Below are 14,985 nucleotides of genomic sequence, written 5' to 3' on the forward strand. Positions count from 1 at the left end.
GCAGGCGATGGGGGCGTATAGGAGGAATTTTCGCCTTTGGCAAAGGGTGATTTGCGCATGGGCTCCGCCCCGCCTTAGGCCGCGAGGCCGAGGTCGAAGGCTGCAGAGAGCGGGATCAGCGCGATATCGTCCAGCGTGATGCTGTCCCCCGCCACCCGCGCGACGATGATATCATCCAGCAGGACGAGGGTTTGGCCCGCATCCTCCGGGTCGGGCAGGATGGAGAGCGGCGGCTCCGCCCCGCCCGCGCTGCTGTCGTCCCAGACAAAGAGCAGCGAATCGTCCGCCGCGTGGTAGTCCGTGATCTGCGCCGCCCCGCCTTGGCCGATCCAGTCCCCCAAGGCGATCTGATCGGTGCCGTCGCCCGAGGTCACCACATCCCCGGCGCCCGCGATGATCAGGTCGTCGCCGCCGCCGCCGTTCAGGAAATCGGGGCTTTGTTGGTCATCCGCCCCGGTGAGCGTGTCGTCGCCCCAGCCGCCAAAAAGCGTATCCATGCCCGCGCCGCCGCGCAGCGCATCGTCGCCAAGCCCGCCTTGCAGGGCATCGTTTCCGGCATCGCCCTCCAGCAGGTCATCCCCCGCCGCGCCTTGCAGCGCATCATCGCCCGCCCCGCCATAGAGAAAGTCATCGTCATTGTGGCCAAAGAGGCTGTCGTTGCCCGCGCCGCCAAAAAGGTCGTCATCCCCGTCATTGCCATGCAGAATGTCGCCGCCCGCGCCACCTTGGAGCGTGTCATTGCCGCCGTGGCCGTGCAGGTCATCATCCCCGCCGCCGCCACGAAGCAGGTCCTCCCCGCCGTAGCCGCCAAGCTGGTCGTCGCCGGGGCCGCCCTGCACCGTCTCACCGTCATCGCTGCCTAACAGGATATCTCCGACCGTGGTGGTGCCGCCGCCCGGGCTGTCCCCCTCCGGCAGCTCGTCCTCCGGCGGTGTTTCGATTTCCACGAAAGTGACGGCGCCGACCGCCATCAGACCCATTACTCCAGCCAGCCACAACATCCGCAGTTCCACCCGTTGATTGCTTGATGCCCCACACATCGTCCCAGCTTCAAAAGGGCATGTCGTGGCTGTAAAATCAAAGGAATAGCGGGGAAATGGTTAACGAATGCCTGCCCGCGCCGGGGGCTCGGGCTGCCACAGAACCGGCTCTTGGGTGTAGGGCAGGTAAAGCGGATGGCGGGGATGCCCGGCTTTGGAGAGGCCGAGGTGGTAGAGCGGTTTTGCCCCCTCAGCCAGCCGAGCCGCGACGGCGAGACCGCGGTCGAGATGAGCACCATGCACGCCCCAAGCGGCGATGATGCGGTCGGCCCAATCGGCCCCCTCGACCAGCGTGGCGTCATTGTCGGGGCCGATGGGATCGGGGGCGGCGCGCATGTCGCGCGGGTCGGTGGCGCGGAAGGCGAAGATATTGGTCACCCGGAAGCCGCCAAAGCCCAGCACCCGCGCCCGACGCTCGCAGCGCTCGACCGTCGGGTCGTTCTGCACCTCGGTCGCGGTGGAGGGGTTGAGCATCACGAACATCACCCGCGGTGCCGCGCTGTCCCAAACCCGCGTGAGGCTGTAGCGGTACTGCTCGCAGGGCGAATAGACCGCCGTCGAGGGCGCGTCGCCCTTGGTGTGGCTGCGGGTGATCAGGGCCATTCAGCCCTCATTCGCGTCCGACGACAGGTTGAACACCCGGCTCGGATGCAGCTCTCCCGCCTTGAAGCGACCCACGGCGACAGGCAGCCCATCGAGCGAGGCCCAGCACTCATCGCCATATTCCACGTCATGGGCGATGACCATGCCGGGGTTGCCGTTGCGCAGGCGGGTGGCGCCTTCGGGGGTGGCTTTGACTTCGGGCAGCTCGGCCAGCCCTTCGGCCAGCGGCAACAGATAGGTGTCGAGTTCCGGTGTCCGGGCCAGTTCGTCCACCTGCGCCAGCGTCAGGGCGTTGCCTGCCTCGAACGGGCCGGACCATGTGCGGCGCAATTCGCGGACATGGCCGAGACAGCCAAGCTTCTGCCCCAGATCGCGCGCGATGGAGCGGACATAGCCGCCCTTGCCGCAGACCATTTCAAGCGTGACATGATCGGCATCGGGGCGGTCGACCAGCAGCAGGCTTTCCACCCATAGGGGGCGGGCGGCGATCTCCATCTCTTCGCCGTCGCGGGCGCGTTTATAGGCGCGTTGGCCGTCGATCTTTACGGCGGAGAACTGCGGCGGCACCTGCTGAATGTCACCGATGAAGCCGTTCAGCGCATCCTTGATCGCGGCATCATCGGGGCGCAGGTCAGAGGTGCCGATGGCTTCGCCTTCGGCGTCGTCGGTATTGGTGGCGATGCCGAGCCGCACGGTGAACTCATAGGCTTTGAGCGCGTCGGTGATATAGGGCACGGTCTTGGTCGCTTCGCCCAAGGCGATGGCCAGAACGCCGGTCGCTTCGGGGTCGAGCGTGCCTGCATGGCCCGCCTTCTTGGCCTCCAGCGCCCAGCGGACCTTGTTGACCACGGCGGTCGAGGTGGGGCCAGCGGGTTTGTCCACCACCAGCCAACCAGAAATATCGCGACCCTTGCGTTTGCGTGCCATGTCTTGCCCCTTCGCTTTGTGGTGCTGCCCTCTATCGGAGCCGCGCCGCGCTGCCCAGCCCCCAAGCGGGGAAAAGCTTACTTTGCGGGCGTCACGATGCCTACGATCGGCCCCAAGGTGGTGAAGCCCGCCCCGCTGCGGCGCAGGCTGGGGGCGCGCAGGCGCGAGATATTGCCGTCGAAATACAGCGCGTTAGGCAGGTCCAACTCATCCCGGTAGAGCCGGGCGAATTCGTGAAAGGTAACCACGTCATTAGAAATCGCGAAAACCGCGCGCTTGCCATCTGCCGTGGTGCCAACCCCATTTCGGATGTAGCGCGAGGTGCTGTCGGGCAGGAATCGCGGGTGCAGCGCCCCGTCGATGACCAGCATCGGGCCGGATTGCGTGGCGAAACGGCAGTTCGGCTTGGCCTTGAGATAGCGCTTGGTCTCGATCACATCGGCGCGGCCCTCGCGCAGGCAAAAGACCCCATTGGGCAGCAGGCCGAAATTGCCGGGGCCTGCGCTGTCGATCACGCCGCGCGTTTCGACCCCTTCTTCGATGTAATGTCCGACCGGAGAGCGGTCTTCGTGGTACATGCCCGCGTTCATGGCAAAGCCAAGCCGCAGCCCCTGCGCTTTCAGCGCCTCGTCAAGCGAGCCGAAGAACCCATAGGGCGCGCCCGCCTCATTGTTAAGAAAGAGCCGCAGGTCATCCCGCTCCAGATCGACTTCGCAGATCGTGTAGGAACTGCCGTCAAAGGTAATGTTGCGGCATTCGGCAGCGTCCGCTGGCGTGCCTTTCAGCGCCAGGAGCGCGAATGCGATCAGGCCCGCGCGGATCACTGATCCGGCGCGCCGTCGGCACTGTCATCGGCGCCGTCGTCATCGGGGGCATCCGCATCGCGGCGCACCACCTCTTGGTTCAGCATGCGGCGGGTGTCGTCCATCCGGTCAAAGGTCTGGTCCAACTGAAAGCGCAGATCGGGCGAGAATTTGAGCGTCAGTTTCTTGGCGACCTGACGGCGCAGTTCGCTTTTGTTGCGGGCCAGCAGTTTGAGCACATCTTCCTGACCTTCACCGCCCAAGGGCAGCACATAGGCTGTGGCGATCTTGAGGTCGGGAGAGATGCGCACCTCGCCCACGGTGATCGACATCCGATTGAGATCGGTGTCATGCACATCCCCGCGTGCGAGGACATCGGACAAGGCGCGGCGGACGGTTTCGCCCACGCGGAGTTGTCGTTGCGACGGGCCGGGGCCCTCATGAAACTTGTTCTTTGCCATGCCCCCCATCTAAGGCTTCGGTTGCACTTTGCCAAGCGCTCCGCGACGGGCTAAACCGGCCCTGCCAGTCACGGCCAGAACCGCAGGAGACCGAGTATGACACAGACCCCCGGCATTGCCGTCACCGGCGCCTCTGGCCGCATGGGCCAAATGTTGATCCGTGAGATCAACGCAAGCGACAAAATGCATCTGGCCGCGGCGCTAGAGCGTCCGGGCCATGACTGGATTGGCCGCGATCTGGGCGAGGCGATGGGCGGCACGGCCTCGGGCGTGACTGTGACAGACAATGCGGCAGAGGCGTTTGGCAAGGTGCAGGCCGTCATCGACTTCACCGCGCCGCAGGCCACCATCGCTTTCGCCGGTGAGGCCGCCAAGGCTGGCATCGTCCATGTCATCGGCACCACCGGCATGACCGAAGACGAGATCGCGCAGCTTGCCCCCGCTGCCGAACAGGGGGCCGTCATCGTCCGTGCGGGGAACATGAGCCTCGGCGTGAACCTGCTGACGCAGCTGACCCGGCAGGTCGCCGCCGCGCTGGACGTGGATTACGACATTGAGATCATCGAATCGCACCACAATCAGAAAGTCGATGCCCCCTCGGGCACTGCATTGATGCTGGGCGAAGCCGCCGCCGAGGGGCGCGGTGTCAAACTGGCGGATGTTTCGGACCGGGGCCGCGACGGGATCACCGGCGCGCGGCAAAAGGGCGATATCGGCTTCACGGCGATCCGGGGCGGCGACATTGTGGGCGAACATGACGTGATGTTCGCCGCCGCCGGAGAGCGGATCATCCTGCGCCACATCGCCTCGGACCGTGCGCTTTTCGCCCGCGGGGCGCTCAAGGCCGCGCTTTGGGGGCAGGGCAAAGCGCCGGGGGAATATGACATGTTGGACGTGCTTGGCCTGAAGGGCTGAGGCGCAGGCAAATTATCTGAAACTTTACCTTCCTTGGCTACGTGAGTGCCTCAGGCAACTCACCCCAAGGGAGGTTTCGATGAAGATTACCTTTGCACTGGCTGTGACAGCGATGCTCGCGGCTGTTGGTCTGCCCGCTGCGGCGGAATATGCCCGTATTCAAAATAAGTCAGACTTCATCGCCGCAGTGAATGGCAAAAGGCTAACCCGCCCGCTGGTCGATCTGCGGGTCACCTCAGGCGGGGCCATTTCCGGCAGGGGCGCGGTTTGGGAGGTGACCGGCAAGTGGTCGTGGAAAGACGGCTATTTCTGCCGCACGCTTGTCTGGGGCGGCAAGGATCTGGGCTATAACTGCCAATTGGTCGCCCGCGATGGCGCGAAACTCCGCTTTACCTCTGACAGGGGCGCGGGGGAGTCGGCGGTGCTGACCCTGCGCTGAGGCGCTTAAAAATCGACGGCGATGCCTTTCTTTTCCCAATCGCCATAGCGCACAGGCTCTGGCCCATCGCGCCCGCCAAGTTCGGTGGGCATGTCGAGCGCGGCTGCCGCCTCACGCCGGGCGGCAGCCTCGGCCAAGGCGCGCTGGGCGGCGGCGGGCAGATCGGGGCCGGGGGCTGGCGTCGGGTCTTGCGGCGTGTCGGGGATCGGTTTCGGCCGCGGTTTGGGCTGCGGGGGCAGGTCCGGCGCGGGGCTGGGCGTGGGATCAGGGCCGGGTTTGCTGTCGGGAATGGGGCGTTGATCGGGCATCATGGTCCTCTTGAGCCAAGTTCTCCCTTGATATACGTCGCCCGCTGGCCCAGACAACCCGGCAACCCCTCAAGCCAGACCCAGATAGGATATGACCATGGCAGACACAGGCGTTCAGGCCCGCAGAAGCGCGGTTTATCTGCTGGATCAGATTTTGGGCGATGAGCCGCGACTGATGTCCGAGCTTCTTGCCGCGGGCGCGCTGGACAAGCTGCCCCCCGATGATCGGGCGCGGGCGCAGCGTTTGGCGCAGGACACGCTGCGCGGGTTGGAACGGGCGGACCGGTTGCTGCAAAAGCACCTGCAAAAGGCACCGCCGCTGACCGTGCGCAATGTGCTGCGGGTCGGCGCGGTCGAGCTTTGTCAGGGCGGGGCCGCGCATGGGGTGGTGAACGCGATGGTGAACCTCGTCTCGCAACACCGCACGCTGAGCCATCTCAAAGGGCTGACCAACGCCGTGCTGCGCAAAGTCGCCGCTCAGGGGCCCGAGGCGTGGGGTGCCCTGCGCGCGCCGCGCCTGCCCAAATGGCTGCGCGGACCGCTGGCCGAGGCTTGGGGCACCGATGCCATGGCCGCGATGGAACAGGCGCATTTTGCGGGCGCACCGCTTGATCTGACCGCCAAGGGCGATGCTGCCGCCTTGGCCGAGGCGGTGGGCGGCACGCTGCTGCCGACAGGCTCCGTCCGGGTGACGGATGCCGGGCAGGTCTCTACCATGCCGGGCTTCGCCGAGGGGGACTGGTGGGTGCAAGATGCCGCCGCCGCGATCCCGGTGCGGGTGCTGGCCCCGAAGGAGGGCGAGACGGTGCTGGACCTCTGCGCCGCGCCGGGGGGCAAGACCATGCAGCTTGCCGCTGCGGGGGCGGTCGTTACCGCTGTCGACCAGTCGCATCCCCGGATGCAGCGGGTGAAGGAAAACCTTGCCCGCGTGGGGTTGAAGGCCAAGACGCTGACCAAGGATGCGCGCGCCGTGCAGGGCACATTCGACGCCATTCTGCTGGACGCGCCATGCTCCGCCACCGGCACCATCCGCCGCCACCCGGACCTGCCTTATGCCAAAGACGGATCGGAATTCGGTGATCTGATCGAGTTGCAATCCGAGTTGATCGACCATGCCTGGAGCCTACTCAAGCCCGGCGGGCGGTTGGTGTTCTGCACCTGTAGCCTGCTGCCGGACGAGGGCGAGGTGCAGGTCGACGAAGCCTTGGAGCGGCATGGCGACATGACCGTCGACACCGCCGCGCTGGAGGTGCCCGGCGTCGAGGCCGACTGGCACACCGAAGAGGGCGGGCTGCGCCTGCGCCCCGACTTCTGGGCCGATCAAGGCGGGATGGACGGGTTCTATATCGCCTGTCTGCGCAAGGACTGACCCTCACGCCCCGTCGGGTGGGGAGGGGACGGCGAGATAGGCCGCTTTCGGGATGTCTATGAGGCCGCGGAGCCCTAGCGTGGCGGCATCTGCTGCCGTGAGTCCGCCAATGGCCGCGCGCACCGCCGCGGCTGTTGCCACCGCATCGGCACCCGCTGCCGCAATATAGGGCAGGCCGGGGGTGGGGGCCGTGCGTTCTAGCACCCGCAGGTCGCCCGCGAAAGCGTCATGGCTTTCGATCAGCCGCCAAGAGACTGCATCCAGCGCCGCGATCTCCGCGCGCGCCTCGGCCACGGCCTTGGCCGAGGCGCGGTGACTGTGGCTTTGGCTACGCTCTGCAAACCAAAAGCCCCGCGCCCGGCAATGCGCGTAGGGGGCGGCATAGCCTGATTGCGAGAACGTCTGGTTGTAGGTGAAGCGCGCCGCGTGGAAATCGGAAATTGTTTCACGGGGATCATTGGCGCGAACCACGAAAACGCTGTTGTAATACCCCGGCGGGCAGCCTTCGACGCCAAAGTCCGGCGTGCCGATCAGCGTGACACGGTCGTGCAGCCACAGGCGGTAAGGCATCCCGCAGGTCTGGGAAAGGGTGAGGTCCAGCGCGGTCCAGACGGCGAATTCCTCGGCATCATCGCTCAGCCTTTCCGGGGCCGGGATGCCCTGTGCGCGCAGCGCGTCACGGATTAACGCCCAGTAGCGCCCTGTCGCCTCGGCTGTCTCGGGGCGCAGGTACATCATCAGGCTGGCGATCATCGGCGGCTCCGCTTGGGGTGTTCCTGTTTAGGCCGCGCCGCCGCGCGGTGGCAAGCGTCGGTTCCCCGCCGATCCTCCGCCGCGCGGGGAAAATCCGGTGACTCATTGTGGGGCCGCGGTTATGCTGCCGCCAAACGCCAGCAGAGCGTCAGGGGCAGCTTGATATGATTAATCTTTCCAGCGTCATGGCCCGCAGGGCGCGGTTTCTGAACCGCTGGCACGCTTGGCGTGCGACCCGGGGCCGGGGGCGGGTCGTCGCGTTCACCTCCTCGCCCGAGCCGCGCACCATCGGCTCTTTCGCGCGGGGGCGGCAGTTGATGGCGGGCAATTACCTCTTTGCCGGCAGCCTGCTGACCGCGCCGCAAGCCGCCATGTGGGACCTTAGCCCGCCTGACCCCGCCTTTGCCGCGGAACTGCACGGTTTTGCGTGGCTCGATGACCTCGCTGCGGTGGGCGATGCGCGGGCGCGGGGGGCGGCGCAGGCGTGGCTTTGGGGCTGGATCGACCGTTTCGGGCGCGGGCAGGGGCCGGGCTGGACCCCGGCGCTGACGGGGCGGCGGCTGATCCGGTGGATCAATCACGCGCTTTTTATGCTGCGGGGGACGGAGACCGAGCAGAGCGATGCCTTCTACCGATCCCTCGAACGGCAGACCCGGTTCCTGTCGAAACGCTGGCGCGGGGCGGCCCCCGGCCTGCCGCGTTTTGAGGCGCTGGCCGGGCTGATCTATGCCAGCCTGTCGCTTGAGGGGCTGGCCGAACTGGCCGATCCGGCGGTCAAGGCCCTCGCCCGGGAATGCGCCAGCCAGATCGATGCCGAGGGGGGGCTGCCCACGCGCAACCCCGAGGAACTGCTGGCCGTCTTCACCCTGCTGACATGGGCCGCCGCCGCGCTGAGCGATGCGGGCCGCAGCACGCCCAGGGAGCATCTGACCGCGATCGAGCGCATCGCGCCGACCCTGCGCAGCCTACGCCATGCGGATGGGGCGTTGGCGCGGTTTCACGGCGGCGGGCGCGGCATGGAGGGCTGGCTGGACCACGCGCTGGCGGCGGCAAAGGTCAGGACGCGGCAGCCCGATGGGCTGGCCATGGGCTTTGCAAGACTGTCCGCAGGCCGCACCAGCGTGATCGTCGATGCGGCAGCCCCGCCAAGCGGTGCGGCCTCGACCAATGCCCATGCCTCCACATTGGCATTCGAGCTCACCTCGGGGCGGCGGCCCTTGGTGGTGAACTGCGGCTCCGGCGCGTCCTTCGGGCTGGAGTGGCGGCGGGCGGGGCGCGCCACGCCGTCGCATTCGGCCCTGTCGCTCGTCGGCCATTCCAGCGCGCGACTGGCGGAGCCTGATCCGCATAGCGGGGCGGAGGCGTTGATCGCGGGCCCGCGCCACGTGCCCGTCGAGATCGGAGAGGCGGCGGATGGGCTGCGTTTCGAAGGCGCGCATGACGCCTATCTGCGCAGCCACGGTCTGACCCATGCGCGGCGGCTGGAGTTGACCGCAGACGGGCGCGGCCTCTCGGGGGAGGATATGTTGCTGGCGATCGAGGGGGCGGAGAAGCGGCGCTTTGACAAGGTGCTGAACGCTGCCCAGTCAAAGGGGGTCGCCTTCGACATCCGGTTTCACCTGCACCCGGATGTGGATGCCACGCTGGACCTTGGCGGGGCTGCAATATCCATGGCGCTGAAAAGCGGGGAGATTTGGGTGTTTCGCCATGATGGCACCCATAATCTGTCTTTGGAACCGGGGGTTTACCTTGAGACGACCCGCTTAAAACCGCGCGCCGCGCAGCAGATCGTGCTCTCGGGCTATGCCATGAACTATGCCACGCGGGTGCGCTGGTCGTTGTCAAAAGCGCAGGAAACTGCGATTGGCGTGCGAGATTTGTCGATCGACGATCCCTATGCTGATGAAGACTGACCAAGGAACCAGCCCCATGCCCGACCTCTATCCCATCAAACGCGCCCTGCTTTCCGTATCCGACAAGACCGGTCTTTTGGACCTTGGCAAGGCTTTGGCGGCGCGGGGCGTCGAATTGCTCAGCACCGGCGGCACCGCGAAAGCGCTGCGCGACGCGGGGCTTGAGGTTCTGGATGTGGCCGATGTGACCGGCTTTCCCGAGATGATGGACGGGCGCGTGAAAACGCTGCACCCGGTCGTGCATGGCGGTCTGCTGGCCCTGCGCGACAATGACGAACACGTCGGCGCGATGAACGAACACAACATCGGCGCGATCGATCTGGTGGTGGTGAACCTTTACCCGTTTGAGGAAACCGTCGCCAAGGGCGCGGAATACGCCGAGGTGATCGAGAACATCGACATTGGCGGCCCGGCGATGATCCGCTCGGCGGCGAAGAACCACGGTTTCGTCAATGTGGTGGTGGATGTCGAGGACTACGCCGAGGTGATTGCCGAGATGGAGGCCAACGACGGTCAGACCACCTACGCTCTGCGCCAGCGTCTGGCCCAGACCGCCTATGCCCGCACCGCGGCCTATGACACCGCCGTCAGCACATGGATGGCCGCGCAGGTCGAGGCCACGCCGCGCCGCCGCACCTTCGGCGGCACGCTGGCCCAGACCCTGCGCTATGGCGAGAACCCGCATCAGCAGGCGGCCTTCTACACCGATGGCTCCAATGCCCCCGGTCTGGCCAACGCCGTGCAGCACCAAGGCAAGGAACTGTCCTACAACAACATCAACGACACCGACGCGGCCTTTGCGCTGGTTAGCGAGTTCGACCCCAAGGACGGCCCCGCCTGCGCGATCATCAAACACGCCAACCCCTGTGGCGTGGCGCGCGGGGAGACCCTGCTCGAGGCCTATAAACGGGCCTTCGACTGTGACCGCACCTCGGCCTTCGGCGGCATCATCGCGTTGAACCAGCCGCTGGACGGGCCAACGGCAGAGGCCATCGCCGCGATCTTTACCGAAGTCGTCATCGCGCCGGGTGCGGACGAGGATGCCAAACGCATCTTCGCCGCCAAGAAGAACCTGCGTCTGCTGACTACCGAAGGTCTGGCCGACCCGACTGCCGCTGCGCTCGCCGTGCGGCAGGTCTCGGGCGGGTTCCTCGTGCAGGACAAAGACGTGGGCCGTATCACCCGCGATGACCTGAAAGTGGTGACCAAGCGCAAGCCATCGGATCAAGAACTCGATGACATGCTCTTTGCCTGGACCGTGGCGAAACACGTCAAATCCAATGCCATCATCTATGTCAAAGACGGTGCCACCGTAGGCGTGGGCGCAGGCCAGATGAGCCGGGTGGACAGCACGCGCATCGCCGCGCGCAAGGCGCAGGACATGGCCGAGGTGATGGATATCGCGGCACCCCTGACCCAAGGGTCGGTCGTGGCCTCCGATGCCTTCTTCCCCTTCGCCGACGGTCTGATCACCGCGGCAGAGGCCGGTGCCACGGCGCTGATCCAGCCCGGCGGCTCCATGCGCGATGACGAGGTGATCGCGGCAGCCGATGAGGCGGGGCTTGCCATGGTCTTCACCGGCATGCGCCACTTCCGGCACTAGGCAAAGGGGAGCCCCATGCGGACATTCGGCATCGCGGCCTTCGTGGCCTTTCTGATCGACCAGATCAGCAAATATGTGGTCATTCACATGATGGAACTGGCGCGTGTCCGCTCCATCGACGTGCTGCCGCCGGTGCTGAATTTCCGCTATGGGGAAAACCGGGGCATCAACTTTGGCCTTGGCGGCGACATGAGCCAATGGGTGCTGATCGTGGTGGCGCTGGTGATCTGCGCGGGCGTCACCCTATGGCTCTGGCGCAGCCCGCATGGGCGTTGGGCGCAGCTCAGCGGTGGCCTGCTGGTCGGCGGGGCGCTAGCGAATGTGGCAGACCGGCTGATCTATGGCTATGTGCTGGACTTCCTGAACAACTCCTGCTGCGGCATCAACAACCCCTTCGTCTACAACTTGGCGGACGTCTTTATCTTTGTCGGCGCCCTTGGCCTGATCCTCTTTACCGGAGAGCCGAAAAGCGCGCCCAAACGCCGGGGCAAAAAAGGTCAGTGACATTGCCCGCTTGCCTGCGATATTGAACAAGCAGACCCCGAAAGGAGACACCATGCGCCGCATTGCCCTCATCAGCTTGATCCCGCTGGCCCTCGCCGCCTGCAGCAATCAGGGCCTTCGCGATTTGCAGCCGACTTCTGAAGGGCCTGATGAGTTCCTGATCCAACCGGTTAAGCCGCTGGAGCGTCCCGACAACCTGAACACCCTGCCCACGCCGGCGCCGGGGCAGGCGAACCTGACCGACCGCTCGGCGGTGGCCGAAGGGGTGGCGGCATTCGGCGGGCGTTTGGATACCTCTGCTGGCATCCCGGCGGGAGATGCGGCGCTGGTCCAACATGCGGGCCGGATGGGCGTGCAGCCCGGCATCCGTGAGAGCTTGGCCGAGGCCGACGCGAAATTCCGCAAGCGCAAGGGCCGCTTTACCCAATTCCGCATTGTCCCGGTTGATCGCTACGGCCAAGCCTACAAGCGCATGATCCTCGACGCCCATAGCGAGGCGGAGCGCTGGCGCAGGGCAGGCGGGCGGACGCCGTCCTACCCGCCGCAGGACACACGTTTTCGCTAGGCTTCTTGAAAGTAGCGCCAGACCGCGTAGGTAATGCGAGAGGCGATATATTTCGAGGTAAGCAATGATCCGACTGCCGATGATGGCGGCCCTGGTGGCAACGCTTTTCACAGCCCCCGCCGCGCAGGCGGGGCAGACCGAGAACGAAGCGGTCACCCATTTCACCCTTGATAACGGCATGGAGGTCGTGGTCGTCGAAGACCACCGCGCCCCGGTCGTGCAGCAGATGGTCTGGTACCGCGCAGGATCGGCGGATGAACCCAAAGGGTCATCCGGCGTGGCGCATTTCCTTGAACACCTGCTGTTCAAAGCCACCGACAAGCTGGAAGCGGGCGAATTTTCCGCCACGGTGGCGGCCAACGGCGGGCGCGACAACGCTTTCACCAGCTACGATTACACCGCCTATTACCAGCGCGTCGCGGCAGACCGCCTTGGCCTGATGATGGAGATGGAGGCCGACCGGATGAAGAACATCCGTTTGACCCCCGAAAACATCGAAACCGAACGCGATGTGATCCTCGAAGAACGCAACCAGCGGACCGAGAACAACCCCGCCGCGCTGTTCAGCGAACAACTCAACGCCGCGCAATATCTCAACCACCGCTACGGCGTGCCGATCATCGGCTGGAAACATGAGATGGAGGAGTTGGACCTCGAAGATGCGCTGTCGTTCTATGAACTCTACTACTCGCCCAATAACGCCATCCTCGTGGTCTCCGGCGATGTGACGCCGGAAGAAGTGCGCGAACTGGCCGAGGCCACCTATGGCCAAATCCCCGCCAACCCCGCCTTGCCGGAGCGTCTGCGCACCGAAGAGCCGCCCCAGATCGCCGAGCGCCGGTTGATCTACAAAGACGCCCGCGTGGCCCAGCCCTATGTCCGCCGCTCCTACCTTGCGCAGGAACGCGACAGCGGCGAACAGGAGGAAGCGGCGGCGCTCTTGCTGCTTAGCGAATTGCTGGGCGGCGGCACCACGTCCTACCTTGCCGAGAAACTGCAATTCGACGCGCAGATCGCCAATTACACCGGCGCCTTCTACAAGGCCGACACGCTGGACGACACGACCTTTGACCTTGTCGTGCTGCCCGTGCCCGGCGTCAGCCTGCAACAGGCCGAAGAGGCGCTGGACGAGGCGCTCGCGCAGTTTATGGAGGCCGGTGTCGACCCGGAACACCTCGAACGTCTCAAGGCGCAGTTGCGTGCCGATCAGATCTACGCCCGCGACGACGCGGACCGCGTAGCGCACCGCTATGGTTCGGCCCTCGCCATCGGGCTTACGGTCGAGGACGTGCAGGCATGGCCCGATGTGCTTCAGGCCGTCACCGCCGAGGACATCATGCAGGCCGCCCGCGACCTGTTCGACAAACGCGCATCGGTCACCGGTTGGCTGATGAAGGAGGACGCGCAATGAGACTGATCTACGCCCTGATCCTGACGGTAATTGCCGCACTCCCCGCCCGCGCCGAGGTCGATATTCAGGAGGTGACCAGCCCCGGCGGCATCACCGCTTGGCTGGTCGAGGAGCCTTCGATCCCCTTCGTGGCGTTGGAAATCCGTTTCCGTGGCGGCGCGTCTCTCGATGCCCCCGGCAAACGCGGTGCGATCAACCTGATGACCGGCCTCTTGGAAGAAGGGGCGGGCGAGATGGACGCCCGCGCCTTCAGCCGCGCGACCGAAGCGCTGGCCACGAACCTCAGCTTTGATGTCTCTGACGATGCGCTTTCCGTCTCCGCACGTTTCCTGACCGAGAACCTCGCGCCCTCAATCGACCTTCTGCGCGCGGCCCTTCAGGAGCCGCGTTTCGACGAAGACGCCATTGAGCGGGTGCGCGGCCAAGTGATTTCGAACATCCAGTCGAACCAGAAAGACCCCAACAAAATCGCCCAACAGACCTTTGACCGGATCGCCTTTGGGGATCACCCCTATGGCAGTTCGCTCAATGGCACATTGGAAAGCGTCGCTGGCCTGACCCGTGACGATCTGCTCGCCGCGCATCGCGCGGTGCTGGCGCGGGACCGCATCATCGTCGGCGCGGTGGGCGACATCACACCCGAGGAGTTGGGCCAGATGCTCGACAAACTGTTGGGGGGGCTGCCCGCCGAGGGTGCGCCGATGCCGCCCCGGGCCGAGGTCGATATCCCCAGTGGCACCACCGTGGTCGATTTCGCCACCCCGCAGTCCGTCGCGCTTTTTGGTCAGCCCGGCCTCGCGCAGGACGATCCCGATTGGTTCACCGCGACGGTGCTGAACCACGTCCTCGGTGGCGGCGGTTTCGAATCCCGGCTGATGACCGAGGTGCGCGAGAAACGTGGCCTGACCTACGGCGTCTATTCCTACCTCGCCCCGCGTGATCTGGCCGAGACCTACCTCGGCTCTGTCAGCTCGTCCAATGACCGCATCGCCGACGCGATCGAGGTGATCCGCGCCGAATGGGCCAAGGCCGCCGCCGAAGGCATCACGCAAGAGGAACTGGACGCCGCCAAAACCTATATCACCGGCGCCTATCCGCTGCGCTTCGATGGGAATACGCCCATTGCCAATATCCTCGTCGGCATGCAGATGCTGGGCCTGCCAACCGACTATATCGCCACCCGCAACGACAGGGTCGAGGCGGTCACGCTCGAAGACGTCAAACGCGTCGCTGCCGAGCTGTTGGAGCCTGAAAACCTGCATTTCGTTGTTGTCGGCCAGCCCGAAGGGCTAGAGGCCGCAGACACAGCGCAGGAATGAAAAAAGCGCCGCTCCCGAAAGGGGGCGGCGCTTCTGCTTAGGCCGGGCGGTG

Annotated in this window: 16 protein-coding genes; 9 read left to right on the forward strand and 7 right to left on the reverse strand. The window is 65.6% G+C overall.

Annotated elements, in window-relative coordinates; translation table 11 throughout:
* Positions 1 to 74 precede the first annotated feature (74 nt).
* From ACGYK2_RS14790 to rbfA, 5 genes are all read right to left on the reverse strand, one after another.
* Positions 75 to 1,040 (reverse strand): calcium-binding protein, encoded by a 966-nt coding sequence (locus tag ACGYK2_RS14790; RefSeq protein ID WP_346429133.1) that lies wholly within the window; start codon positions 1,038 to 1,040, stop codon positions 75 to 77.
* Positions 1,041 to 1,100: 60 nt separating this feature from the next.
* Positions 1,101 to 1,637 (reverse strand): DUF1643 domain-containing protein, encoded by a 537-nt coding sequence (locus ACGYK2_RS14795; protein ID WP_271689914.1) that lies wholly within the window; start codon positions 1,635 to 1,637, stop codon positions 1,101 to 1,103.
* A gap of 6 nt (positions 1,638 to 1,643) precedes the next feature.
* Positions 1,644 to 2,570 carry a tRNA pseudouridine(55) synthase TruB gene (gene truB, locus ACGYK2_RS14800; protein ID WP_276154393.1) on the reverse strand — a complete coding sequence of 309 codons (927 nt, stop codon included), beginning with the start codon at positions 2,568 to 2,570 and terminating at the stop codon, positions 1,644 to 1,646.
* A gap of 77 nt (positions 2,571 to 2,647) precedes the next feature.
* Positions 2,648 to 3,394: a phosphodiester glycosidase family protein gene (locus tag ACGYK2_RS14805; RefSeq protein WP_394374327.1), complete on the reverse strand. Its 747-nt coding sequence runs from the start codon at positions 3,392 to 3,394 to the stop codon at positions 2,648 to 2,650.
* Complete coding sequence (gene rbfA / locus ACGYK2_RS14810) at positions 3,391 to 3,834, reverse strand: 30S ribosome-binding factor RbfA (protein ID WP_271688858.1); 444 nt, start codon at positions 3,832 to 3,834, stop codon at positions 3,391 to 3,393. Before rbfA ends, ACGYK2_RS14805 begins: the two co-directional genes overlap by 4 nt.
* A gap of 96 nt (positions 3,835 to 3,930) precedes the next feature.
* Between rbfA and dapB the strand changes: the two genes are divergently transcribed.
* Complete coding sequence (gene dapB, locus ACGYK2_RS14815; RefSeq protein WP_271688860.1) at positions 3,931 to 4,749, forward strand: 4-hydroxy-tetrahydrodipicolinate reductase; 819 nt, start codon at positions 3,931 to 3,933, stop codon at positions 4,747 to 4,749.
* 79 nt (positions 4,750 to 4,828) lie between these two features.
* Positions 4,829 to 5,188: a dihydrodipicolinate reductase gene (locus ACGYK2_RS14820; protein WP_271688862.1), complete on the forward strand. Its 360-nt coding sequence runs from the start codon at positions 4,829 to 4,831 to the stop codon at positions 5,186 to 5,188.
* Between the two features lie 5 nt (positions 5,189 to 5,193).
* Here ACGYK2_RS14820 and ACGYK2_RS14825 read toward each other — a convergent pair whose 3' ends face one another.
* Positions 5,194 to 5,394: a DUF1674 domain-containing protein gene (locus tag ACGYK2_RS14825; RefSeq protein WP_271689916.1), complete on the reverse strand. Its 201-nt coding sequence runs from the start codon at positions 5,392 to 5,394 to the stop codon at positions 5,194 to 5,196.
* A 199-nt stretch (positions 5,395 to 5,593) separates the two neighbouring features.
* Here ACGYK2_RS14825 and ACGYK2_RS14830 point away from each other — a divergent pair, with 199 nt between their 5' ends.
* On the forward strand, positions 5,594 to 6,865 hold the full coding sequence (locus tag ACGYK2_RS14830; RefSeq protein WP_271688864.1) for an RsmB/NOP family class I SAM-dependent RNA methyltransferase: 1,272 nt from the start codon (positions 5,594 to 5,596) through the stop codon (positions 6,863 to 6,865).
* 3 nt (positions 6,866 to 6,868) lie between these two features.
* Here ACGYK2_RS14830 and ACGYK2_RS14835 read toward each other — a convergent pair whose 3' ends face one another.
* Entirely contained in the window at positions 6,869 to 7,618 is a 750-nt protein-coding gene (locus tag ACGYK2_RS14835) for a phosphate/phosphite/phosphonate ABC transporter substrate-binding protein (protein WP_271688866.1), read from the reverse strand.
* Positions 7,619 to 7,782: 164 nt separating this feature from the next.
* Here ACGYK2_RS14835 and ACGYK2_RS14840 point away from each other — a divergent pair, with 164 nt between their 5' ends.
* The 6 genes from ACGYK2_RS14840 to ACGYK2_RS14865 all read left to right on the forward strand — a co-directional run bounded on the left by ACGYK2_RS14840 (position 7,783) and on the right by ACGYK2_RS14865 (position 14,933).
* Positions 7,783 to 9,531: a heparinase II/III family protein gene (locus tag ACGYK2_RS14840; protein ID WP_271688868.1), complete on the forward strand. Its 1,749-nt coding sequence runs from the start codon at positions 7,783 to 7,785 to the stop codon at positions 9,529 to 9,531.
* Between the two features lie 16 nt (positions 9,532 to 9,547).
* Positions 9,548 to 11,134 (forward strand): bifunctional phosphoribosylaminoimidazolecarboxamide formyltransferase/IMP cyclohydrolase, encoded by a 1,587-nt coding sequence (gene purH / locus ACGYK2_RS14845; protein ID WP_271688869.1) that lies wholly within the window; start codon positions 9,548 to 9,550, stop codon positions 11,132 to 11,134.
* A 15-nt stretch (positions 11,135 to 11,149) separates the two neighbouring features.
* The gene (lspA, locus tag ACGYK2_RS14850; protein ID WP_271688870.1) at positions 11,150 to 11,638 is read left to right on the forward strand and encodes a signal peptidase II; all 489 of its coding nucleotides are present in this window, start codon (positions 11,150 to 11,152) and stop codon (positions 11,636 to 11,638) included.
* 52 nt (positions 11,639 to 11,690) lie between these two features.
* On the forward strand, positions 11,691 to 12,203 hold the full coding sequence (locus ACGYK2_RS14855; protein ID WP_271688871.1) for a DUF3035 domain-containing protein: 513 nt from the start codon (positions 11,691 to 11,693) through the stop codon (positions 12,201 to 12,203).
* Between the two features lie 64 nt (positions 12,204 to 12,267).
* Positions 12,268 to 13,614, forward strand: coding sequence for a pitrilysin family protein (locus ACGYK2_RS14860; RefSeq protein ID WP_271688872.1), 1,347 nt, complete (start codon positions 12,268 to 12,270; stop codon positions 13,612 to 13,614).
* Positions 13,611 to 14,933 carry a pitrilysin family protein gene (locus ACGYK2_RS14865; protein WP_271688873.1) on the forward strand — a complete coding sequence of 441 codons (1,323 nt, stop codon included), beginning with the start codon at positions 13,611 to 13,613 and terminating at the stop codon, positions 14,931 to 14,933. Before ACGYK2_RS14860 ends, ACGYK2_RS14865 begins: the two co-directional genes overlap by 4 nt.
* Positions 14,934 to 14,985: the final 52 nt, after the last annotated feature.

Origin of the sequence: Sulfitobacter sp. 1A10359, assembly GCF_043558145.1 — a bacterium.
In the GTDB taxonomy this organism is placed as follows: domain Bacteria; phylum Pseudomonadota; class Alphaproteobacteria; order Rhodobacterales; family Rhodobacteraceae; genus Sulfitobacter; species Sulfitobacter faviae.